The organism is Nesterenkonia sandarakina (genome assembly GCF_014138825.1).
GTDB lineage: Bacteria > Actinomycetota > Actinomycetes > Actinomycetales > Micrococcaceae > Nesterenkonia > Nesterenkonia sandarakina.
Genome location: NZ_JACJIH010000001.1, coordinates 2,582,017 through 2,602,891 on the forward strand (window position 1 = coordinate 2,582,017; position 20,875 = coordinate 2,602,891).

General features: G+C 67.4%; 15 protein-coding genes. 5 read left to right on the plus strand and 10 right to left on the minus strand.

The features are described from left to right. Positions 1 to 13: 13 nt before the first annotated feature. The 10 genes from HNR24_RS11775 to HNR24_RS11820 form a co-directional block, all read right to left on the minus strand. Positions 14 to 1,663, minus strand: coding sequence for an ABC transporter substrate-binding protein (locus tag HNR24_RS11775; protein ID WP_182495882.1), 1,650 nt, complete (start codon positions 1,661 to 1,663; stop codon positions 14 to 16). 119 nt (positions 1,664 to 1,782) lie between these two features. Further along, entirely contained in the window at positions 1,783 to 3,084 is a 1,302-nt protein-coding gene (locus HNR24_RS11780; RefSeq protein ID WP_058889595.1) for an acyl-CoA dehydrogenase family protein, read from the minus strand. A gap of 42 nt (positions 3,085 to 3,126) precedes the next feature. Beyond that, the gene (locus HNR24_RS11785; RefSeq protein ID WP_083505032.1) at positions 3,127 to 4,551 is read right to left on the minus strand and encodes an NtaA/DmoA family FMN-dependent monooxygenase; all 1,425 of its coding nucleotides are present in this window, start codon (positions 4,549 to 4,551) and stop codon (positions 3,127 to 3,129) included. 205 nt (positions 4,552 to 4,756) lie between these two features. Further along, entirely contained in the window at positions 4,757 to 5,779 is a 1,023-nt protein-coding gene (locus HNR24_RS11790) for an aldo/keto reductase (protein WP_058889596.1), read from the minus strand. 87 nt (positions 5,780 to 5,866) lie between these two features. Further along, a complete protein-coding gene (locus HNR24_RS11795) occupies positions 5,867 to 6,544 on the minus strand; it encodes a methionine ABC transporter permease (protein ID WP_058889597.1) in 678 nt (225 codons plus the stop codon). Further along, complete coding sequence (locus tag HNR24_RS11800) at positions 6,541 to 7,569, minus strand: methionine ABC transporter ATP-binding protein (RefSeq protein WP_058889598.1); 1,029 nt, start codon at positions 7,567 to 7,569, stop codon at positions 6,541 to 6,543. The genes HNR24_RS11795 and HNR24_RS11800 overlap by 4 nt, the downstream gene beginning before the upstream one ends. Then, positions 7,566 to 8,564 (minus strand): MetQ/NlpA family ABC transporter substrate-binding protein, encoded by a 999-nt coding sequence (locus tag HNR24_RS11805; RefSeq protein ID WP_058889599.1) that lies wholly within the window; start codon positions 8,562 to 8,564, stop codon positions 7,566 to 7,568. Before HNR24_RS11805 ends, HNR24_RS11800 begins: the two co-directional genes overlap by 4 nt. 453 nt (positions 8,565 to 9,017) lie before the next feature. Further along, complete coding sequence (gene sftH / locus HNR24_RS11810; protein WP_083505033.1) at positions 9,018 to 11,474, minus strand: DNA 3'-5' helicase SftH; 2,457 nt, start codon at positions 11,472 to 11,474, stop codon at positions 9,018 to 9,020. Positions 11,475 to 11,524: 50 nt separating this feature from the next. Continuing rightward, positions 11,525 to 12,571, minus strand: coding sequence for a homocysteine S-methyltransferase family protein (locus HNR24_RS11815; protein WP_182495883.1), 1,047 nt, complete (start codon positions 12,569 to 12,571; stop codon positions 11,525 to 11,527). 106 nt (positions 12,572 to 12,677) lie between these two features. Then, positions 12,678 to 13,379, minus strand: a complete 702-nt coding sequence (locus HNR24_RS11820) for a GNAT family N-acetyltransferase (RefSeq protein WP_058889601.1) — start codon at positions 13,377 to 13,379, stop codon at positions 12,678 to 12,680. An 87-nt stretch (positions 13,380 to 13,466) separates the two neighbouring features. On the opposite strand from HNR24_RS11820, the gene trhO reads away from it, so the two are divergent. The 5 genes from trhO (at position 13,467) to HNR24_RS11845 (ending at position 20,874) form a co-directional block, all read left to right on the plus strand. Then, positions 13,467 to 14,417: an oxygen-dependent tRNA uridine(34) hydroxylase TrhO gene (gene trhO / locus HNR24_RS11825; RefSeq protein ID WP_182495884.1), complete on the plus strand. Its 951-nt coding sequence runs from the start codon at positions 13,467 to 13,469 to the stop codon at positions 14,415 to 14,417. Next, positions 14,414 to 16,051 carry a DUF7059 domain-containing protein gene (locus tag HNR24_RS11830; protein WP_182495885.1) on the plus strand — a complete coding sequence of 546 codons (1,638 nt, stop codon included), beginning with the start codon at positions 14,414 to 14,416 and terminating at the stop codon, positions 16,049 to 16,051. Before trhO ends, HNR24_RS11830 begins: the two co-directional genes overlap by 4 nt. Before the next feature lie 106 nt (positions 16,052 to 16,157). Next, positions 16,158 to 18,971 carry a type I DNA topoisomerase gene (topA, locus tag HNR24_RS11835; RefSeq protein WP_310735440.1) on the plus strand — a complete coding sequence of 938 codons (2,814 nt, stop codon included), beginning with the start codon at positions 16,158 to 16,160 and terminating at the stop codon, positions 18,969 to 18,971. A gap of 15 nt (positions 18,972 to 18,986) precedes the next feature. Further along, complete coding sequence (locus tag HNR24_RS11840) at positions 18,987 to 20,045, plus strand: Ppx/GppA family phosphatase (protein WP_058889606.1); 1,059 nt, start codon at positions 18,987 to 18,989, stop codon at positions 20,043 to 20,045. Further along, a complete protein-coding gene (locus HNR24_RS11845; RefSeq protein WP_058889607.1) occupies positions 20,035 to 20,874 on the plus strand; it encodes a sugar phosphate isomerase/epimerase family protein in 840 nt (279 codons plus the stop codon). Before HNR24_RS11840 ends, HNR24_RS11845 begins: the two co-directional genes overlap by 11 nt. The last annotated feature ends 1 nt before the right edge of the window (position 20,875 follow it).

Below are 20,875 nucleotides of genomic sequence, written 5' to 3' on the forward strand. Positions count from 1 at the left end.
AGGTCAGCGCCCCTCAGTCATCGATCCACGTGGAGTAGAAGACTGGCCGGGCCTCGGAGGTGAACTCGAGGTCCTGCACGTGCGGCTGAGCGCCGAAGACCTGAGAGTCATCGAGGATCGGGAGCAGGAAGGCGTCGTCGATGAGCGTGTCCTGGATCTCGGCCAGCACACCTTCTCGGGCTGCGGGGCCGGTCTGGTGCAGCTGGTCCTGATACAGCTCACCGAGCTCCTGGGCCGCTGGATCGTCTTCCTCCAGGAAGAGCGCGTTTGACTCATCGACCGTGTAGTTGACGGTCTGCCGCACCCACGGGTCCGCCTCGGGCCAGCCGTTCCGACGAACCGCAATCTCTGGGTCAAGGATGACGTCGGAATAGGAGGAGTAATCGGTCTCCTCGATCTGCAGCTCGACACCGATCTCAGCCAGCTGAAGCTGGATCAGCTGGAACAGCGGACCGGCAGTGGCGTCGAACACATCAATGTAGGTCACTAGGGAGAGCCGTTCTCCGTCCTGATCGATGCGGTACCCCTCCTCGTCGAACTCCTCGAAGCCGGCGCCGTCAAGCAGCTCTGCCGATCGCTCGGGGTCATAGGCCAGGGACTCAGACTTGTCGATGAACCCGAAGGTGTCCTCGGTGACCACGCTCTTGGCAGGCCTCCAGCTCTCGGTGTAGAGCTCGTCGATGATCGCTTCACGGTCGATCCCCGACTGCAGTGCGCGGCGAACGTCGACATCGTTCACAAACGGAGCGGACTGGCGGATGTCCCAGACATTCGAGTTCCCGGTTCCCTGCTCTGAGATGATCTCGATGCCCGCATCCAACAGGCCCTGTTCCTCGCTGGGCTGGAGGTAGCGGATCAGATCAGCCTCCCCCGATCTGAGCGATCCGAGACGGACGCTGTCTTCGGTGACCGGCAGGATGGTGATGGTCTCCAACAGCGCCTCGCCCTGATGTTCGGAGCTCGGCGGCGCCCAGTCATAACCCTCGCGCCGGGTCAGCGTGATCTCCTCGCCGTAGGTCTCGGACTCCACACTGAACGGTCCGCTGCCGATGATCCCGGAGAGCTGCTGCTGCTCTTCGATGGGAGCGTCGATGGTCGCATCTGCCACGATCGAGGTGCGCCAGAACGAGAGCACGTCCAGGAACGGTGCATACGGCTCCTCCAGCTCGACGGTCACGGTGCGCGCCGCCTCGTCGGTCTCGATGCCGGCGATGGCGGGGAACCAGTTATTCGCCGGGATCGCCTGCTCCGTGTCTCCGTCGTGCTGCCACTGGAGATTCCGCTTGACGTTGTCCACGTCCAGAGGCGTTCCGTCGCTGTGGGTCACGCCTTCGACGATCGTGAAGGTGTAGGTCAGCCCGTCCTCGCTGACGTCGAAGGCCTCGGCCAGGTAGGGCTCCAGCTCACCGGTCTCAGGGTTCTTGTGAATCAGCCGATCGGTGATGTTGGTGATGTACGCGCTGTCCTGCCAGGTGCCCGAAGCCTGGAGCTGGGTGTCACGGCTGAGCTCGGCGTCCAGGTAGACCAGTTCACCGCCGGCTTCGGGGGATCCGTCGTTTTCACCCGTGCTGCCCTGAGCTGCGCAGGAGGTGAGCAGCAGGGACAGTGGGAGGAGCCCGAGGAGTGGTCCTCGGACGAGTCGGAGGTGGGGTGTCTGTGACATGGCTGTCCTTAGGGTCAAGGGGAATCTGGGTGCGCTGAATCGCCCCGCCCTCGGGCGGGGGTGAAGAAGGCTCAGGGATCGAGGCCTCTATAGAGGGGTGCCCGCTGCGCGGCGCGGACTCAGTCGGTGAGAGAAGAGGCGCGACAGCTGCCCCGTGCGTCCTCGTCCTGCTGCTGCGGCTGCTCGGCGAGAGGGGAGTCGCGGAACTGCCACGGGTACGCCAGGGTCCCGAGCAGCTCATAGCCTCCGACCCACTGCTCCTTGCGTGGAAGCGGGTTGTGCGAGGAGATCGTCCTGGCGTTGCGCCAGTGCCGGTCCAGCAGCTTGCTCACCGAGGTGCTGGACGCCCCGGTGGCGTCGAAGATCGATGTGGTCGCTTCCAGGACCAGCGGGATGGCGACCACCTGGGCCTGGTAGACCGAGAGGTTTGCTCGATCAGCGGCACCCTCGGCGTCCTCGTTCCGGTGGCGGGCCTGCCAGGCGAGCTCGATGTCCGTCGCGGCGTCGAGCACGGAGGCCTGGACCGCCTTGACCTTTGCGGAGGCGCGACCGATCACAGCCTGATTAAGCGGATCAGACGCGGGGGTGGCGCCCGCCGGCGCGCCCAGTGGGCGTCTGGTGCTGGACTGGATGTGGGCCACGACATCATCTACCGCGCGGCGTCCGATGCCGGCGAGCACCGCCAGCAGGTGCAGCTGATAGAAGCCGATCATATGTGTGATGGGCCGCTGGTCTGCCGCGTGGATCGTCAGATGGGTCTCTTCGACCGGGACTTGGTCGAAGGTGGTGGTCCCGGTGCCGGTGAGTCGTTGTCCGAAGCCGTCCCAGTCGTCGATGCGCACGAGGCCAGGAGCGTCGGTGCGCACTGGGAAGCTCGCGAACTCGCTCCCGAAGCGGGCCGTGACGTTGACCCAGTCTGCGAACAAGGTCCCGGTGCTGTAGAACTTCTTGCCGTCGAGCCTCAGCGTCCCATCCGAGCCTCTGCTCAGAGTGGTGGTCTGCTTCTCCCAGCTTTCAATGCCCTGCTCGCTCTGGGCGTTGCCGATGATCGCGCGGTGTTCCACGACCTGTTGCGCCCAGAAGCTCCTGCGTTCGGGGTCCGCGCTGCTCAGATGCGATTCCAGGAAGGCGAAGTGTCCGCGCCACAGGTGTGCCACATGGGGGTCCGACTGGGCGAGGTCTATGAGCAGCCGGAACAGGGTCGGAGCCGGGACGCCTTCCCCGCCGAGGTCGCGGGGTACACGCAGAGCGCCGAAGCCGGCGTGACGCAGCCATTCGACCTGCTCGAAGGGCAGGATGCGTCCCTGCTCACGCTCAAGGGCCCCCTGCGCGATCCGGTGGAAGACCTCGGAGTAGCGTCCACTCAGCTCCTGGTAGCTTGGAATGGCGTCTGCATGCACGCCGGGATGATCAAGTGTCATGGTGGTCCTCAGATAAAGAAGTCAGATGCTGGCACGGTGCGCTCAGGCGGGGGTTAGGCGCGCATCGAAGCGCGCGGCCGGAATGCGCAGATTCCTGGGATCCAGATAGCGGGTGGAGGGATGTGTGCTGTGCGGGCTCGGTCCGGCACCCAGAAGGCGCTCGCGGAGTGTCTCCCCGGGGGTGTATTCGGACCGCGTGAGGCCGCGTCGTTGCAGCACCGGGACGACGAGGTCAACAAAGTCCCTGATCGTGCCGAAGCTGATCTGATTGCCGATGTTGAACCCGTCAAGGCCGGATTCCTGGGCCCACTGGGTGAGCGCATCTGCAGCCTGGATGCCCGTGCCCACGACGCGAAGCCCGTTCCGGGCTCTTCCGCCGGCCCCGGCTGCGCCGCGCAGGTCCTTGACCTGTTGTCCCTCGCGCCACCCACGGATGAGGACTTCATGTCCTGGGTCTCTGCGTCGGATGATGTCGGCGACGAGCGCGTCATCCGGATACCGATGGAGACTCGGAACGCGCCCGTTCTTCTGGAGTGTGGCCCAGTCGCTGCGATGACGGTCGATCTCGGCGGCCTTGGCGTGGGCCTGCTCCTCGGTGGGTGCCACGATGACCTGGGCCGCGGCCAGGAAACGCAGCTGATCTGGGTCTCGGCCGGCAGCAGCGGCGTGGGACCTGATGGTGTCCACGTTCTTCCGGATCGCCTCTGGTGAGTTCCCGCCCAGGAAGACCACCTCGGCATGTCGACCGGCGAAGGCCATCCCGGTCAAGGAGCTGCCCGCTTGGAAGATCACCGGCAGGCGCTGCGGGGTGGGCGCCACCAGATGCGGCCCGCGCACCGCGAAGCGAGGTCCCGCGTGGTCGATGTAGCGCACCTTCTCCGGGTCGGCCCAGGTGCCGGTCTGAGTGTCGCCCAGCACGGCGTCGGCGTCCCAGGAGCCGAGCAGCAGCTTGTAGACCACGTCGAGGAACTCATCGGCGATCTCGTAGCGCTCATCGTGTTGGATCTGGTCGTGGAGGCCGAAGTTCTGTGCGGCGTTCTTCAGGTAGGAGGTCACGACGTTCCAGGCGATCCGTCCCTCCGAGAGCGCATCCAGTGTCGCCAGTCGTCGAGCGAAGGTGAAGGGCGGCTCGTAGGTGGTGGAGAACGTCGCTGCAAGGCCCAGATGCTTGGTCGACTCGGCCAAGGCCCCGAGGAGGACCAGCGGATCCAGAGCGGGGATCTGATAGCCCTGACTCACCGGGCTGCTCAATCCGTCGTCGGCGTTGTCGTAGGCGCCCACCACATCGGCGAGGAAGAGCTGGTCGAATCGGCCCTGCTCGAGGATGCCGCCGAGCTCTCTCCAGAAGGAGAGGCTGTCGACGCTGTGGCGTCGGTCCTCTGGGTGGGTCCAGGTTCCCGGTGAGAGGTGGACCACGGAGCCCATCTCAAAGAGGCTCAATATCAACGGTCGGTCGTGATGAGTCATACGCTTCTGCCTTTCGCCATCGGTCCTGGCGGGAGCACCGTTCCGCCGTGATTGTCCACGGCTTTGGTTGCTGCGACGTCACTGAGCCAGATCTCTCAGTCGCTCTTAATGGTTGCTATAGCTACGACACTAGACCGCAAGAGGGTCAATGTCACATATTAAGTATTAAATGTTCACATAGAATATTTTACGCGTCAGCACCGGCTCAACGGCGCGGAAGGAGCCCCTCGCGCCCGCCGGAGACCCAGCGCGGGTCGAAGCTTCGATCCCCGGAGACCTCGGCCGCCAGCCCGTTGAGCTCGGTGAGGGCCGCATCGGGAAGTTCGACGTCCACCCCACGCTGCAGCTGATCCCAGTGCGCGGCCGTCCGCGTCCCGGGGATCGGAGAGATCTCCACGCCCAGCGCGGCCGCCCGCTGATAGAGCCAGGCCAGGGCCAGCCCAGCGGTGGGCAGCTCGAGGCGTGCCGCGATGTCACGCACCCGTGTCACGAGCGCGGCGTTGTGCGGCAGGTTCTGGGGCATGAACCAGGGGAAGTTCTGGCGGATGTCGTCCGCGGGAAGTGCCTCGGACTCGAAGGAGTCGGTGAGCAGGCCTCGGCCCACGGGGGAGTAGGGCACGAACCCGATTCCGAGCCGCGCGCAGGTCGGCAGCACATGGGTCTCCACGTCCCGGGCGAAGATGCTCCACTCGCTCTGCACCGCTGTGATCGGGTGCACGGCGTGGCCGCGGGCGATCTCCTCGCCGGTGGCCTCCGAGAGCCCGATGGTACGGACCTTGCCGGCGGTGACCAGCTCGCCCAGGGCTCCGACGCTCTCCTCGATCGGCGTGTCAGGATCCACCCGGTGCAGGTAGTAGAGATCCAGGTGATCGGTGCCCAGACGGCGCAGGCTCTGATCGATCTGTTCCTTGATATACCCCGCGTCGCCTCGGGCCCGGCGCTTGCCGACCCCCGCGCCCTTCTCGATGCCCACCTTGCTCGCCAGCACGAACTCCGAGCGGCGGTGCCTCAGGAAGGTGCCCAGAATGCGCTCGCTGGCACCGTCGCCGTAGATGTTCGCGGTGTCCAGGAAGGTGACCTCCCGCTGCGCCACATGCTCAAGCAGGGAGATCGAGTCCGCCTCGGTGATCGCCCCATAGGCCCCGGCCAGAGACATCGCGCCGTAGCCCAGCGCTGAGGTCTGCAGCCGGTGCTGTCCCGTTCCCAGGGTGATGGAGCGCAGAGTCATGGGTGGATCCTTCCGTGGTGCATGGACAGAAACTTCAGCAGGGAACAAGACGACGACGGCGGCGCGGCGGCCGGGTCGGCGGCAGACTCAGCGCCGCATCACCTTGCGCGCCGCCCAGTTGCCCACCAGCTGCAGCGACTGGACGAAGAGGATCACCACAATCACCGCCAGCCAGGTCACTTCGGGGCGGAACCTGTTGTAACCCTCCACGATGGCGAAGTTGCCGATGCCGCCGCCGCCGATGATCCCCGCCAGCGCCGACATGTCGGTGAGTGCGATGATCACGAAGGTATACCCCAGGATCAGTGGGCCCAGCGCCTCCGGCAGCAGCACCGTGAGTATGATGCGCAGTCGGGAAGCACCCATGGCTCGGGCCGCCTCGATCACCCCGGGGTCGATCGAGACCAGGTTCTGCTCCACGATTCGGGCGATCGCGAAGGTGGAGGCCCAGATCATCACGAAGATCACCGCATCATTGCCGATCCCGGCTCCGATCACGAAGATGGTCACCGGCTGCAGGGCGGCGATCAGGATCACGAACGGGATCGGCCGGATCAGGTTCACGATGAAGTTCATCGCCATATAGGCGTACTTGTTCGAGAGCAGCCCGCCCTCCCGAGTGGTGTAGAGCGTGAGTCCGATGGTCAGCCCGATGAACCCGCCGAGCAGGAAGGCCCAGGCGACCATGTAGATGGTGTCGAAGATCGCCTCGAGCAGCTCGGGCCCGTAGTAGCTCCAGTCCAGAGCTCGATATGTGTCGATCATCCGTGCACCTCCTGGACTTCTCCGGCTGAGTTCAGCGCGGCCACGAAGGCCTCGACCGAACGGGAATCTCCTTCGAGGGCGAGCGTGAGCAGGCCGTAGGAGGCGTTCTTGGTGGTGTTCATGCCGCCGTGCACGATCTCGAAGGAGACCCCATGCGACGCAGCCTCGCCCAGCACCGAGCTGACCGCCGCCGCGTTCTGCAGCGAGACCACCACGAGCCGTCCGGTGGCGTGCCCGCGGATCCGCTGCACATCTTCGGCCGTGGGCCGGTTCTTCAATGCGGCGCCGACGAAGCTGGCGTCCTTGGTCTCGCGCGGGCTGGAGAAGACGTCATAGACCAGTCCGGATTCCACGATCCGACCCTGGTCCATCACGGCGACCCGGTCCGCGATCGAGCGGATGACCTCCATCTCGTGGGTGATCGCCACGATGGTGATGCCCAGCTCCTCGTTGGCGCGACGCAACAGCCGCAGCACCTCTCCGGTGGTCTTCGGGTCCAGCGCAGAGGTGGACTCGTCCGCCAAGAGGATGTCCGGCTTGGCGGCCAGCGCGCGGGCGATGCCGACGCGCTGCTTCTGCCCACCGGAGAGCTGCTCCGGGTACTGGGTTGCCTTCTCGCTGAGTCCCACGAACTCCAGCAGCTCCTCCACCCGGGCCTCACGCTCGGCCTTCTTCCATCCGGCCACCTTCAGTGGATACGCCACGTTGCCGGCGACATTGCGGGAATGGAAGAGGTTGAACTGCTGGAAGACCATCCCGATCCGGGAGCGGACCTTGGTCAGCTGCCCCTCCCGCATTGCGGAGATCTCCTGGCCCAGCACATGGACGGACCCGGCGGTGGGGCGCTCGAGTCCATTGACCAGGCGGATCAGGGTGGACTTCCCGGCCCCGGAGAACCCGATGACCCCGTAGACCTCACCGCGGTCGACGCGCAGGCTCACGTCGTCGACCGCGGTGACGGTCTTGTCTCCCGACCCGAAGGTCCGGGTGACGTTGTTGAACTCGATCAGCGGAGCTGAGCTCACGCGTCCTCGTCCGCTTCTGCATCGTCGTCGGAGCCATTCTCGTCCTCGGACTCGGCACCAGCGTTGCGCAGCGAGTCCTCGTAGTCCACCAGCGCCTCCTGCAGCTGCTCGGGGGTCACCTCGGAGGCGGGGACCGAGGTGCCTGCCGAGAGCTCGTCCTCGATCGCCAGCACCCGCTCATCGTGGTAGACCGCCGCGATCTCACGCAGCGCCTCGTTCTCGCTGTCCTCGGCGCGCGTGACGAAGGCGTTGATGTAGGGGAACGCCGAGGCGTCGGTGGGGTCATCGGCGAAGATGCCGTCACCCTCAGGGTCCAGCTCGGCGTCCTGGGCGAAGTTGTTGTTGATGACCGAGCCCTCCACCGATTCCAGCGCGTTGACCGTCTGCTGGGCGGCGACCGGCTGCACCGTCACGGTGGAAGCCTCCTCATCGATGTGGCGGGGCTCGGGCTGGCGGGTCTCCTCGGAGAGCTCCAGCAGCCCGGCCTCCACCAGCACGTTGATCGCGCGCCCCTGGTTCACCGCATCATTGGGGATCGCAATGGTGTCCCCGTCGGCGAACTCGCTGACGTCGGTGTATTCGTTGGAGTACAGGGTCAGCGGCACAGCGGCAGTGGAGCCGATCGGCTGCAGGTCCTCACCGGAGCTGACGTTGTAGTCAGCCAGGTAGGCGATGTGCTGGAACCAGTTGGCGTCGATGTCACCACTGGTCAGCGCCGGGTTGGGCTGGGTGTACTCGGTGAACTCGACGAGTTCGATCTCGTAGCCCAGCTCCTCCTCCGCGATCCGCTCGACCTCGCGGTGGCTCTCGGTGGCGCCGACGACGCCGATGGAGAACTCCTGCTGATCTTCTGGCGCGGCCTCGGCCGCGTCGCCGCGATCGAAGGCGCTGCAGCTGCTCAGCACCAGCGCGAGTGTGGCGCTGAGGGCCAGTGCACTGATTCCACGGCGACGCTGGTTGGAGAGGGGTCCGGCGGGGGTCTGCTGGTGAGTCATGAGTGATCCTTCGGTCAGTACGGGCGGATTCTCGCCCGAAATGAAGACAGGGGTGTCTAGGGAAATGTGCCTGGAGTGCTCGCGAATGTTCACGCACGAGCGAAGAACGCACCGATGGGTGCGCGGGAGGGGAATGTCCTTTCGACGCTGCTCTTGCCTGTTCCGGTCAGCACCTCAGCTGAGGCCCATGGGCCACACTTCTGGTGAGAACAAGCCGCTTCGTGATCCGGGACCACCCTTGAACATGGGGTTGGTGAGTGACCGTGAACGGATCGTCGGGTCACCGCCGACGGCGGATCCCCAGGTCACTTCTCTTGAAGCAGGTTCCATCATAACTCAGGTTTCTCGGCCTCAGGACGGGGATTCATGTTCCGTCACAGAGGGCAGTGTGTTCAGTCTCGCACCGGGGGAGACGTCAGACGCCCGCGGGACCACTCCCGCCGGCCGGACGCCTCACCCCGTCGAGACGCCCGAACCGGGTCTGGGCGCCTCGGGACGGGCTGCGAGCATCGCGCGCAACAGGTTCAGCGCCGGCTGCTTCTCCAACGGGTTGTTCTTATTGCCGCATTTCGGCGACTGCACGCAGGAGGGGCAGCCGGTGGCGCAGTCGCAGCCGGCGATCGTCTCGGCGGTGGCGCCGATCCACTCGGCGGCCAGCTCGAACCCGCGCCGGGCGAAACCGGCCCCGCCGGGATGTCCGTCATAGACGAAGATCGTGGGCAGCTCGGTGTCGCGGTGCAGTGCGGTGGAGACCCCGCCGATGTCCCAGCGGTCCCCGGAGGTCAGCAGCGGCAGCAGCCCGATCATCGCGTGCTCGGCGGCGTGCAGCGCACCGGGCACATGCTCCGGGATCACCCCGGCGTCGGCGAGCTCGGTCTCCGGAGCGGTGATCCACATCGCCTGGGTGCGCAGCGAGGAGGGCGGCAGATCCAGCGGCTCGTCGGAGAGCACCTCGGAGGATCCCAGCGCCTTGCGCTGGAAACCGACCACGGTGCTGGTCACCTCCACCATCCCGGAGTGCAGCCGGTAGCGGCCCCAGTCCATGGCTTCTTCGGTCTGCAGCACCTCGATCGAGGTGGTGGCCCGGGCCTGGGTGTAGTACGGCGGGCTGGCCGGACACACCAGCACGGCGCTGTTCTCCCGGTCCAGCTCTTCGACGATGTAGCTGCGGCCCTGGTGGACATAGACGGCCCCCGGATGCGCCTGCGGCTGCGCCTGGGCGGAACCCATGTCCCCGATCACGGTGCCGTCTTCAGAGTTCACGATCGTGTAGGGCCCACCGCCGTCGGAGCGCAGCTTGACCCAGGCGGCGGCGGAGACGTCGTCGTGGGAGAAGAACCAGCCCCGCGGTCGGCGCCGCAGATGTCCCTGCTCGGTGAGCGAGTCGATCAGCCAAGCCGGGAACAGCTCCAGGTCCGGCGTGGTCAGCGGCAGCTCCTGCGCGGCGGCCAGGATGTGCGGGGCTGCCACATGCGGGTTGGACGGGTCGGTGACCGCATCCTCGACGGCGGTCTCGAAGATCGCCTCCGGGTGATCCAGCAGGTATGAGTCCAGCGGGTCATCGCCCGCGATGAAGAACGCGGCGCCACGCTGTCCTGACCGTCCGGCCCGGCCCAGCTGCTGGAAGAACGAGGCGCGGGTGCCGGGCCACCCCGCGATGATCACCGCATCCAGGCCCGAGATGTCGATCCCGAGCTCCAGGGCGGGAGTCGAGGCGACACCGAGCAGCCGCCCTTGGCGCAACGCGTCTTCGAGCTCGCGGCGCTCCTCCTTCAGGTACCCCGAGCGGTAGGCCGCCACCCGTCCACGCAGGTCAGGGTCCACCTCCGCGAGGGAGTCCGCGGCGATCTGGGCGATGGTCTCGGCTCCGCGGCGGGACTTGATGAAGCTCAGCGTCCGGTGCCCGGCGACCACCAGGTCGGTGAGGATGTCGGCGGCCTCCACGGTGAGGCTGCGTTTCAGCGGCGCCGCGTTGTCCCCGGTCAGCGCGGAGTTCGAGGCCTCCCACAGGTAGACATCCACCGCGCCGTGCGGCGAGGCGTCTTCGGTGATGGCCTGGACCGAGGTCTCGGGGTGGCCGATCAGCCGGGAGAACGACGTCGCCGGGTCACCGCTGGTCGCCGAGGCGCCGGTGAAGACGGGGTCAGCCCCGTAGTGCGCGCAGATCCGACGCAGCCGGCGCAGCAGCAGCGCGATGTGGGAGCCGAAGATCCCTCGGCAGCTGTGCGCCTCGTCGATGATCACGTAGCGCAGCCGGGCGAAGAACCGGGCCCAGGCGCGATGGTTGGGCAGGATGCCGACGTTGAGCATGTCCGGGTTGGTCAGCACCACATTGGCGTGCTGCCGGACCCAGCGTCGCTCCTGCGGGTCGGTGTCCCCGTCATAGGCGGCGGCGCGGATGCCGCCCTGGGTCCCGGCGGGCCCGGTGGCCTCGGCCAGCTGGGTCAGCGCGTCGAGCTGGTCCGCGGCAAGTGCCTTGGTGGGGGAGAGGTAGAGCATGGTCGTGCCCGCCCCGGGTGCGGTGCCCGATTCGGCGCTCCGGCTCCCGGCTGAGCCTGCTCGGGCGGCGCCGAGGCCCGCCGTCGTCGAGCGTCCGCGTCGGCCCCCGCAGATCTCCGCCAGTCCGGGCAGCTGGGTGCCCAGCGACTTCCCAGAGGCGGTGCCGGTGGCCAGGATCGTATGGTGCCCGGCGTGCAGCGCCTCGGCCGCGCGCACCTGGTGGGTGTAGAGCCCGGTGACCCCCAGCTGCCGGTACCCGGCGCGCAGCTCCTCGGGGACCCACTCCGGCCAGGCCGCAGTGTGCGCCGCACGAGCTGGGAGGGTGCGGACATGGCGCAGCGGACCGGCATCGCCGATCTCTGCCGGCAGACCTGCACGGCGCAGCAGCTCATAGGGGTCCTGATCGGGCATCACCCTCAGGCTACGTCAGGATGGGGCTCGCAGCCCTGCGCCGCCCAGACTCAGGCGCGCTCGCCCAGGGAGCGGATATGTGCCGGGAGCCGGTCGTGGGAGCCGTACATGAAGTGGTTCTCCATCCGTTCGGAGTAACGGCTGGCCTCGGTCTGACGTCCCACCGCCTCGGCGGTCTCCCGGATATGCATCGGGGAGGCGCCGCAGCAGACCCCCAGATAGTGGACGCCCAGCTCGTAGGCCTCCCTGGCGAAGGCGCCGATCTCGTAGCGGTTGGTGAACAGCGGATCCAGCGCGGTGGGGAAGGTCCGGCCGTGCGGGGAGGACACCCCGGCTTGCACATCGGAGAGGTTGAAGAAGGTGGGTTCGCTCGGCGTGGTGCGGTAGGGCACCGGCAGGGCGGCCACATGGCAGGAGACTGCCGCTCGGATCTGACGCAGCCAGGGCATCATGGTGTCCGGTCCGCGGAAACAGTTCAGGCCCACCACATCGGCCCCGGCCTGCTCCAGGCGCTGAGCGGTCTCCACCACGCCAGGTCCATCCGCCATGGCCTCGGCAGCCATCGGTGCCAGGGTCAGCACCACCGGCAGACCGGAGGACCGGGCGACCTCGAGCGCGGTCAGCGCCTCCCCGGCGTAGTAGAAGGTCTCCCCGATGATCAGGTCTGCGCCCTCATCCACCGCCCAGCCGACCATCTCTTCGAACATTCCGCGAACCTCGTCCTGGCGGCTCGGGTCGGCAGGATCCCAGATGTTGGTGTTGGAGATGTTCCCGGCCATCAGGTCACCGGGCCGGGTGTCGGCGACCTCGCGGGCGATGCGCAGCGCCGAGCGGTTCAACGGCTCCAGCAGCTCTTCCTTGCCGATCACTCGCATCTTCTCGCGGTGCCCGTTATAGGTGAACGCCTCGACGATGTCAGAGCCGGCCCGCTGGAAGTCCCGGTGCAGGCTGCGCAGCGCGTCGGGGTTCTCCAGCGACACCTCTGGGACGAACTCCCCGGCGGTGAGGTAGCCGCGCCGCTCGAGTTCGAAGAGGAACCCCTCGGCGCACAGCAGCGGCCCGGCGTCCAGGCGGTCGGTCAGCGGGTTCCCGTTCATGGCGGCTCCTTCGGCGAGTCTGCGGAGCTGCACACCTCAAGAGTCAGGTGAACAATTGAACTTAATGCAGCTGTGCGCCGATGCTACCCGAGGTGCGGCGGGGTGCCTAGTCGTTGAGGTCGTCGAACTGCGAGTGGCTGGGCTGCAGCCGGGATCCGGAGGTCGCACCATAGACGTGGACATCGCCGAGCAGGGTCCAGCCCAGGAACTCGTAGAGCTCCTGGCCGTCCGCGGTGGCCACGAGCAGGCCCTCTTCCACGTCGTGCTCATGGGCGATCGCGATCAGCGCGCGGGTGACGAAGGTCCCCAGGCCCTGGCGACGGTAGTCGTGGTTGGTGTAGATCCGGTCCAGGATGGCGTAGTGCCCCACCGTCGCCACGCGCCCGCGGGCGGCGATCTTGTCCCCGTCGTGCACCGTGAGGCGGGTCCATCCCTCGTGGTCCTCGCGGCTGGTGGTGTATCCCTCCGGGGTGATCGGATCCTCGACGTCCTGAGTCTCCATGTCCACCACCATCAGCTTCTCCTCGTCGCTGATCAGCTGCAGCCCGTCCACCGGGTTCTGGCTCAGCGAGGGCGCACCGGGCTCGGCGATCACGGTGAGCAGCCGAGCGGAGTCCTTGGACACCGCCGAGGCGATCTTGCGCAGATCTGTGTCCTGGGGGGAGTAGAGCACGTACTCCCACTCATCGGAGTCCCCGGAGCGCAGAGCTGAGTGCACGTTGCCCTCGTGCTGGACGTCGTAGTCGTGAGTTCGCGCCCATCCGGTCACCCAATGGCGGACAAGGTCATCGCTGAGCTCAGAAGTCATAGTCCGACCATACAAAGAAAAACCAGTCCACGTGAGAGGACCGGACAACGAGTTCATAAAGATGTTGTTCAGAACTACCCTTGAGAGGTGAGCATGTCCCGGATCGTCCTGTATTACACCTTCATCCCCCTCTCAGACCCGGAAGCGGTCAGACTCTGGCAGCACACGCTGTGCCGGGAGCTCGGCCTGCGGGGCCGGATCCTGATCTCGCCGCAGGGGATCAACGGCACCGTGGGCGGTGAGATCAAGGCGGTCAAACAGTACGTGAAGCAGACCCGGGCCTACGCCCCCTTCGCGGACATGGCCTTCAAGTGGTCCGAGGGTGCAGCAGAGGACTTTCCGCGGCTCTCGGTCAAGGTGCGCCCCGAGCTGGTCGCCTTCGGCGTGCCCGAGGAGATCGAGGTCGATGAGCGCGGCGTCGTCGGCGGCGGTGAGCACCTGCAGCCGCAGCAGGTCCACGACCTGGTGGAGCACAAGCGCTCGCAGGGGGTGGAGGTCGCGTTCTTCGACGGCCGCAACGCCATGGAGGCTCAGATCGGCCGGTTCAAGAACGCCGTGGTCCCGGAGACCGAGACGACTCGGGACTTCATCGCCGAGCTGGACTCCGGAAAGTATGACCATCTCAAGGACCAGCCGGTGGTGACCTACTGCACCGGCGGGATCCGCTGTGAGGTGCTCTCGGCGCTGATGCGTCGGCGCGGCTTCGAGGAGGTCTACCAGATCGACGGCGGGATCGTCCGCTACGGGGAGACTTTCGGGGACCAGGGCCTCTGGGAGGGAGAGCTCTACGTCTTCGATTCCCGGATGAACACCCGCTTCTCCGAGCAGGCGAAGACCCTCGGGCAGTGCGTGTGCTGCTCCGCGGCGACCAGCACCTTCTATAACTGCATGGACCGTGGCTGCTCCACGCTGAAGCTCTACTGCGAGGAACACCGCCACATTCCCGAGACCACCCGCTGCGCGAACTGCCAGGACCGCCTGGAGCAGGACCCCGATGACCCCAACGCCGGAGCCCTGGGAAAGGTGCGCCGCGCATGAGCCGCGCAGACCGTGCCGAGGAGCTTCCCGCGCCGGTGGCCGACCGGGAGCTGATCGCTGCGCTGCGCGCTGACCTGGACGCCGCACGGTTCACCAACGAGAGGATCGCGCAGCTGCTGAGCGCCGACGCGCTCGCCGCGCTGGACCGGGATCAGTTCCTGCCTGCGGAGCTGGAGCTCTCAGAGCTGCTGGCCGCCGAGCCTGCTCCCGACCCCTGCGCGGTGCTCGCCCAGCTCTGGCTGCTCGGGCACCCGATCCCCGCCGGGCAGCTGCAGGCCGCGCTGCCGCAGCTCGGCGTGCAGGGGCTGCGCCGGCTGAACCTGGTGCACCAGGTGTCCGGCGAGCCGCAGCTTGGAGAACGCTACCGCCCCAGTGTTGACCTGCAGCCCTATCAGGCAGAACAGTCCCAGGGACTCACCGATCTCTGGGTGCTCAGCGACCTGCCCGCCGCGCAGCGTCAGGCCGCGCTGCATCCGGAGCATGTGCTCGGCATCGGCGGAGCGAGCCTGACCCTGGCCGCCAGCATCCACCGCGCCCCGGTGCCGCATGCCCTGGAGATCGGGACCGGCTGCGGGATCCAGCTGCTGCACCTGCTCGATCACGCCGAGCACGTGGTCGCCACAGACCTCAGCCCACGCGCCCTGGCCTTCACCGAGTTCAACTTAGCTCTCAACGCGCCTGCGCTGGACCTGGACCCGGAGGACCTCGGTGCCCGCGTGGAGCTCATCCAGGGCAGCCTGTTGGAACCGGTGGCCGGACGCAGATTCGACCTGATCGTCTCCAACCCGCCTTTCGTGATCACCCCGCGCACCGCGGATGAGCAGACACAGGCCCGCTACACCTACCGCGACGGCGGCCGGGCCGGGGATGAGCTGATGGCGGAGCTGATCTCCGGACTGCCCGAGCACCTGACCGACTCCGGAACCGCGCAGCTGCTGGGCAACTGGGAGATCCAGGACCAGCAGGCATGGGACGCGCGACCCCGCCTGTGGTGTGAACAGCTCCCGGCAGAGATGGACGCCTGGTTCATCCAGCGCGACCGGCAGGAGGGCTCGCAATACGCCGAGACCTGGCTGCGCGACGCCTCCACGCAGCGCGACCCCGAGCAGTACCGCCAGGGCTACACCGCGTATCTGCAGGACTTCGGCTCCCGCTCGGTGCTCGCCGTGGGATTCGGGATGATCTTCCTGCGCCGGCGCGGCGCAGACCAGGCCGAGAACCTGCCCTGGAGGAGATTCGAGGAGCTCACCGGGCCCGTGGAGCAGCCGCTGGGACCGGTCATCGGTGCGACCGCCGCCCGGGCCCAGCGCGCCGCCGCGAACCCTGAGGCGGTGTTCGAGACGGCGCTGTGCGTGGGCGCCGATGTCACCGAGGAGCGCCACCAGCGCTTCGGCGCTGCCCACCCCGAGGTGATCCTGGCACGTCAGGGCTCGGGGCTGCGCCGCAGCCGTCCCGTCTCCAGCGCCGCGGCGGGTCTGCTGGGCGCCTCCGACGGGGAGTATCAGACCGGAGCGCTGATCACCGCGGTCGCGTCACTGACCGCTGCCGAGGCTGAAGACCAGGAGGATCTCGAGCAGGCGCTGCGCCGTGAGGTCCTCGAGCTCTACGTGGAGGGCTACCTCAGGGAGTCTTGATTCCCCGGCCTCGACGTGTTCTGCTCGCTGATATATTGAGCACTCGACGGCCAGCCCACTGCTGAGCGCCCGAAGCTGCACCGCAAGAAGTCCCTCAAGGAGATCAGTGCCCGAAGGCAAGAAACTCGTCATCGTCGAGTCCCCGGCGAAGTCCAAGTCCATCGCCAAGTATCTCGGCGATGAGTTCATCGTGGACGCCTCCGCCGGGCATATCCGTGACCTGCCACAGCCCTCCGAGCTGCCCACGGACATGAAGAAGGGCCCCTTCGGACGGTTCGCGGTGAACCCCGACGACGGCTTCGCGCCCTACTACGTGATCTCTGACTCCAAGAAGAAGAAGGTCACCGAGCTCAAGCGTGCGCTGAAGGAAGCCTCTGAGCTCTACCTCGCCACTGACGCCGACCGCGAGGGTGAAGCCATCGCCTGGCACCTGCTGCAGGTGCTTAAGCCCAAGGTCCCGGTCTACCGGATGACCTTCACCGAGATCACCAAAGAAGGCATCACACGGGCGCTGCAGAACGTGCGCCAGATCGACGACGACCTCGTCGACGCGCAGGAGACCCGACGCATCCTGGACCGGCTCTACGGCTACGAGATCTCCCCGGTGCTCTGGCGCAAGGTCGGCAAGGGCCTCTCCGCAGGCCGTGTGCAGTCCGTGGCCACCCGGCTGGTGGTCGAGCGCGAGCGCGAACGCATGGCCTTCATCCCGGCAGGCTACTGGGACCTCTCCGGCAGCTTCGCCACCGCCGCCGGTGAGGAGTTCACCGCCAAGCTCAACGCCGTGGACGGCGCCCGGGTGGCCACCGGATCGGACTTCAACGACCGTGGCGAGCTGAAATCCACCCGGTCCAAGACCGAGGTCAGCGTCCTGGACCGGGAGGCCGCGGAGGCCCTCGCGGAGGGACTGACCCAGGCGCAGTTCACCGTGGACTCGGTGGATGACAAGCCCTACTCGCGCCGCCCGCAGCCCCCGTTCATCACCTCCACGCTGCAGCAGGAGGCCTCCCGACGGCTGCGCTTCTCCTCCCGGGCGACGATGCAGGTGGCGCAGCGGCTCTACGAGAACGGCTACATCACCTACATGCGTACCGACTCGGTGACGCTCTCCACCGAGGCGATCACCGCGGCTCGCCGGCAGATCACCGAGCTCTACGGCTCCGATCACGTGCCCTCCAGCCCGCGGCACTACGCCAAGAAGAACGAGACCGCACAGGAGGCGCACGAGGCGATCCGCCCTTCGGGGGATCACTTCCGCACCCCCGGCCAGGTCGCCCAGGAACTCTCCAAGGATGAGTTCAAGCTCTACGAGCTGATCTGGAAGCGCACCGTCGCCTCCCAGATGGCCGACGCCAAGGGCTTCACCGCCTCGGTCCGGCTCAGCGCCCAGGTCTCCGAAGGAGCCCAGGCCGGGACCACCGCCACCTTCGGCGCCTCCGGCACCGTGATCACCTTCCCCGGGTTCCTCGCCGCCTATGAGGAGGTCCGTGAGAGCTCCGCAGAGGACGAGGACGCCAAGGCCGGCAAGACCGATAAGCGGCTCCCCAAGATCGAGACCGGGGAGCGCCTGACCGGGCGCGACGTCCAGGCCAAGGGCCATGAGACGACCCCGCCGGCGCGCTACACCGAGGCCACGATCGTCGCGGAGCTGGAGAAGCGCGAGATCGGACGTCCCTCCACCTATGCGCCGACGATCTCGACCATCATGGACCGCGGCTACGTCACCAAGCGCGGGTCGGCGCTGATCCCCTCCTGGACCGCGTTCAGCGTGATCCGCCTGCTGGAGGAGCACTTCGGCCGGTACGTGAACTACGACTTCACGGCTCGCATGGAAGAAGACCTGGACCAGATCGCCCGCGGCGAGCTTCAGCGCGAGGCATGGCTGCAGGGCTTCTACTTCGGCGCCGAAGACGGCGTCGAAGGGCTCAAGCACGTCGTGGAGAACCTCGGGGAGATCGACGCCCGGGCGATCAACTCCATCGAGATCGCTCCCGGAGTGAACCTGCGGGTGGGTCGCTACGGCCCCTACCTGGAGCGGCCGAACCCCGATGGCGTGGTCAACGCCGAGGGAGAGCTCGAGCCCCAGCGTGCGAACCTGCCCCAGGACCTGGCCCCCGACGAGCTCACCTCCGCCAAGGCCGAGGAGCTCTTCGAACAGGCCCAGCACTCCGGGCGGGTGCTCGGCACCGATCCGGAGACCGGTCGCGAGATCGTCGCGAAGGACGGACGATACGGCCCCTACGTCACCGAGGTCATCGAAGAGCTGACCGAGGCCCAGCTCGAAGAGCATATGGCGGCGATGCCGACCGAGTACTACAAGAACGGCAAGCCCAAGCCGAAGAAGAAGCCGGCCAAGGTCAAGCCCCGGACCGGTTCGCTGCTCTCGGACATGACGCTGGAGACCGTGACGCTGGAGCAGGCGCTGCGCCTGCTCTCGCTTCCACGCGTGGTCGGCGTCGACGAGGACGGCGAGGAGATCACGGCGCAGAACGGCCGCTTCGGCCCCTACCTGAAGAAGGGCTCGGATTCGCGCTCCCTGGAGACCGAGGACCAGATGTTCTCGATCACCCTCGAGGAGGCGAAGGCCATCTACGCCCAGCCCAAGCAGCGCGGCCGGCGGGCCGCGGTGCCGCCGCTTGCCGAGTTCGGCGCCGATCCGACCTCCGAGAAGCAGGTGGTGGTCAAGGACGGCCGCTTCGGCCCCTACGTCACCGACGGGAAGACCAACGTGACGGTCCCGCGCAGCGTCTCACTCGAGACGCTGACCAAGGAGCACGCGTACTCGCTGCTCGCCGAGAAGCGAGCCGCAGGCCCGAAGAAGCCCGCGGCCAAGAAGCCCGCGGCCAAGAAGCCCGCTGCGAAGAAGGCTCCGGCCAAGAAGAAGGCACCAGCCAAGAAGACCACCGCGAAGACCGGATCCTAGTCAAGGAGTCACCTGATGCGTCTGGGCGTGCTGGATATCGGTTCGAACACCGTGCACCTGTTGCTGGTCGATGCTCACCTCGGAGCCAAGCCCGAGGCCTTCGCCTCCCATAAACGACCGCTCTCCCTGGTCAAGCACCTCGACGAGCAGGGAGCGATCACCGAAGAGGGCCAGCGCGAGCTCACCGGCTTCATCGCGGAGGCCGCGCGCTTCGCCGCCCGGCACCGCGCCGAAGACCTGCTCTCGTTCTGCACCTCCGCACTGCGCGAGGCCGCGAACGGGGAGGCGGTGCTTCAACGGGTGGCTGCTGAGACCGGTGTGGAGCTCACCGAGCTCAGCGGCGCTCAGGAGTCGGCGATGACCTTCTTCGCGGCCCGGCGCTGGCGCGGCTGGAGCGCCGGGGACATCCTGAACTTCGACATCGGGGGCGGTTCCTTCGAGATCGCCTACGGTCGCGACGAGCTGCCCTCCACGGCGGTCTCGGTGCCGCTGGGAGCAGGACGACTCACCCGGGACTGGCTGGGCGAGGACCCGCCCAGCAAGGATCAGGTCAAGGCGTTGAAGAGCTATGTCCGCGAGGAGCTCGAGGCGGCGCGCCGCGAGTTCCCGACCCTGAGCGGACATACCGAGGTGCTCGCCACCTCGAAGACCTTCCGCTCGCTGGCTCGGATGACCGGTGCCGCACCCTCCGCGGAGGGCCCCTATGTGCCTCGAGGCCTGGCCTACGCCGAGCTGAAGCCGCTGGTGAAGCGCCTGGCGACGATGAGCGCGGCGGAACGGGCAGAGCTTCCCGGGGTCTCCACCCTGCGCGCCCGACAGGTCTTCGCCGGGGCGCTGGTGGCCGAGCAGGCGATGAAGGTCTTCGGCATCGAGACGCTGCAGATCTGCCCCTGGGCGCTGCGCGAGGGACTGATCCTGCGTCGGCTGGACTCGCTGGTCCGCGAGGGAGCCGTGGCTGTGCCCACCGCCCCCGGCGTGGGACACGTCAACCTCGCCCGCGAGCTGCGCAAGCCCTCCCGCGGCGAGATCCCCGGAGGACGGCCGTTGGCGGCGGCGGTGGAACATGCCCACTGAAGACGTCCAGCCGCGCCCGCCCCACGAGCTGCCCCGGATTCCCGTGGCGCTCTCCACCTCCTCGGTCTACCCGATGGGAGTCGCGGAGGGATTCTCCATCGCGGACGACCTCGGCTACGACGGCATGGAGGTCATGGTGACCCACCGCAGCGAGTCGCAGCAGGCCTCCACGCTCAACGAGCTCTCCTGGCGCTTCGGCCTGCCGATCATGGCCATCCACGCTCCGACCCTGCTGCTCACCCAGCAGGTCTGGGGCTCCGCCTGGGAGAAGCTCAAGCGCAGCGCCGCACTCGCGCAGGAGGTCGGGGCCGGCGTCGTCGTCGCACACCCGCCCTTCCGCTGGCAGGTCGGCTACGCCGAAGGCTTCGCCGAGGGGATCGAGCAGCTGGAGCAGGAGACCGGCGTGCTCTTCGCCGTGGAGAACATGTACCCGTGGCGGGCCGGGACCCGGGAGGCCACCATGTACCTTCCGCACTGGGACCCGGTGGACCAGCCCTACCCCCACGTGACCTGGGACTTCTCCCACGCAGCCACGGCTGAGGCCGACTCGCTGGAAGCGGTCCGCGCCCTGGGGCAGCGACTGCGCCATGTGCACCTGACCGACGGCTGGTCCAACGGCTTCAAGGACGACCACCTCATCCCCGGCCAGGGAGAACAGCGGGTGGCCGAGGCCATGGAGCTGCTGGCTCGTCCGGACTTCGCCGAGACCGGCTTCAACGGCGTCGTCGCCGTGGAGGTCGCCACCCGCACCGCCCGCAACGTCGGAGATCGCGAGCGCTGGCTCGCCGAATCCCTGGCCTTCGCCCGCACCCACCTCGGCCAGGAGTGAC

What these genes read in the sequence shown, in the direction of transcription:
- HNR24_RS11775 (WP_182495882.1), bottom strand. Translation starts at nt 1,663, where the DNA reads ATGTCACAGACACCCCACCTCCGACTCGTCCGAGGACCACTCCTCGGG.
- HNR24_RS11780 (WP_058889595.1), bottom strand. Translation starts at nt 3,084, where the DNA reads ATGACACTTGATCATCCCGGCGTGCATGCAGACGCCATTCCAAGCTAC.
- HNR24_RS11785 (WP_083505032.1), bottom strand. Translation starts at nt 4,551, where the DNA reads ATGACTCATCACGACCGACCGTTGATATTGAGCCTCTTTGAGATGGGC.
- HNR24_RS11790 (WP_058889596.1), bottom strand. Translation starts at nt 5,779, where the DNA reads ATGACTCTGCGCTCCATCACCCTGGGAACGGGACAGCACCGGCTGCAG.
- HNR24_RS11795 (WP_058889597.1), bottom strand. Translation starts at nt 6,544, where the DNA reads ATGATCGACACATATCGAGCTCTGGACTGGAGCTACTACGGGCCCGAG.
- HNR24_RS11805 (WP_058889599.1), bottom strand. Translation starts at nt 8,564, where the DNA reads ATGACTCACCAGCAGACCCCCGCCGGACCCCTCTCCAACCAGCGTCGC.
- sftH (WP_083505033.1), bottom strand. Translation starts at nt 11,474, where the DNA reads ATGCCCGATCAGGACCCCTATGAGCTGCTGCGCCGTGCAGGTCTGCCG.
- HNR24_RS11815 (WP_182495883.1), bottom strand. Translation starts at nt 12,571, where the DNA reads ATGAACGGGAACCCGCTGACCGACCGCCTGGACGCCGGGCCGCTGCTG.
- HNR24_RS11820 (WP_058889601.1), bottom strand. Translation starts at nt 13,379, where the DNA reads ATGACTTCTGAGCTCAGCGATGACCTTGTCCGCCATTGGGTGACCGGA.
- HNR24_RS11830 (WP_182495885.1), top strand. Translation starts at nt 14,414, where the DNA reads ATGAGCCGCGCAGACCGTGCCGAGGAGCTTCCCGCGCCGGTGGCCGAC.
- HNR24_RS11840 (WP_058889606.1), top strand. Translation starts at nt 18,987, where the DNA reads ATGCGTCTGGGCGTGCTGGATATCGGTTCGAACACCGTGCACCTGTTG.
- HNR24_RS11845 (WP_058889607.1), top strand. Translation starts at nt 20,035, where the DNA reads ATGCCCACTGAAGACGTCCAGCCGCGCCCGCCCCACGAGCTGCCCCGG.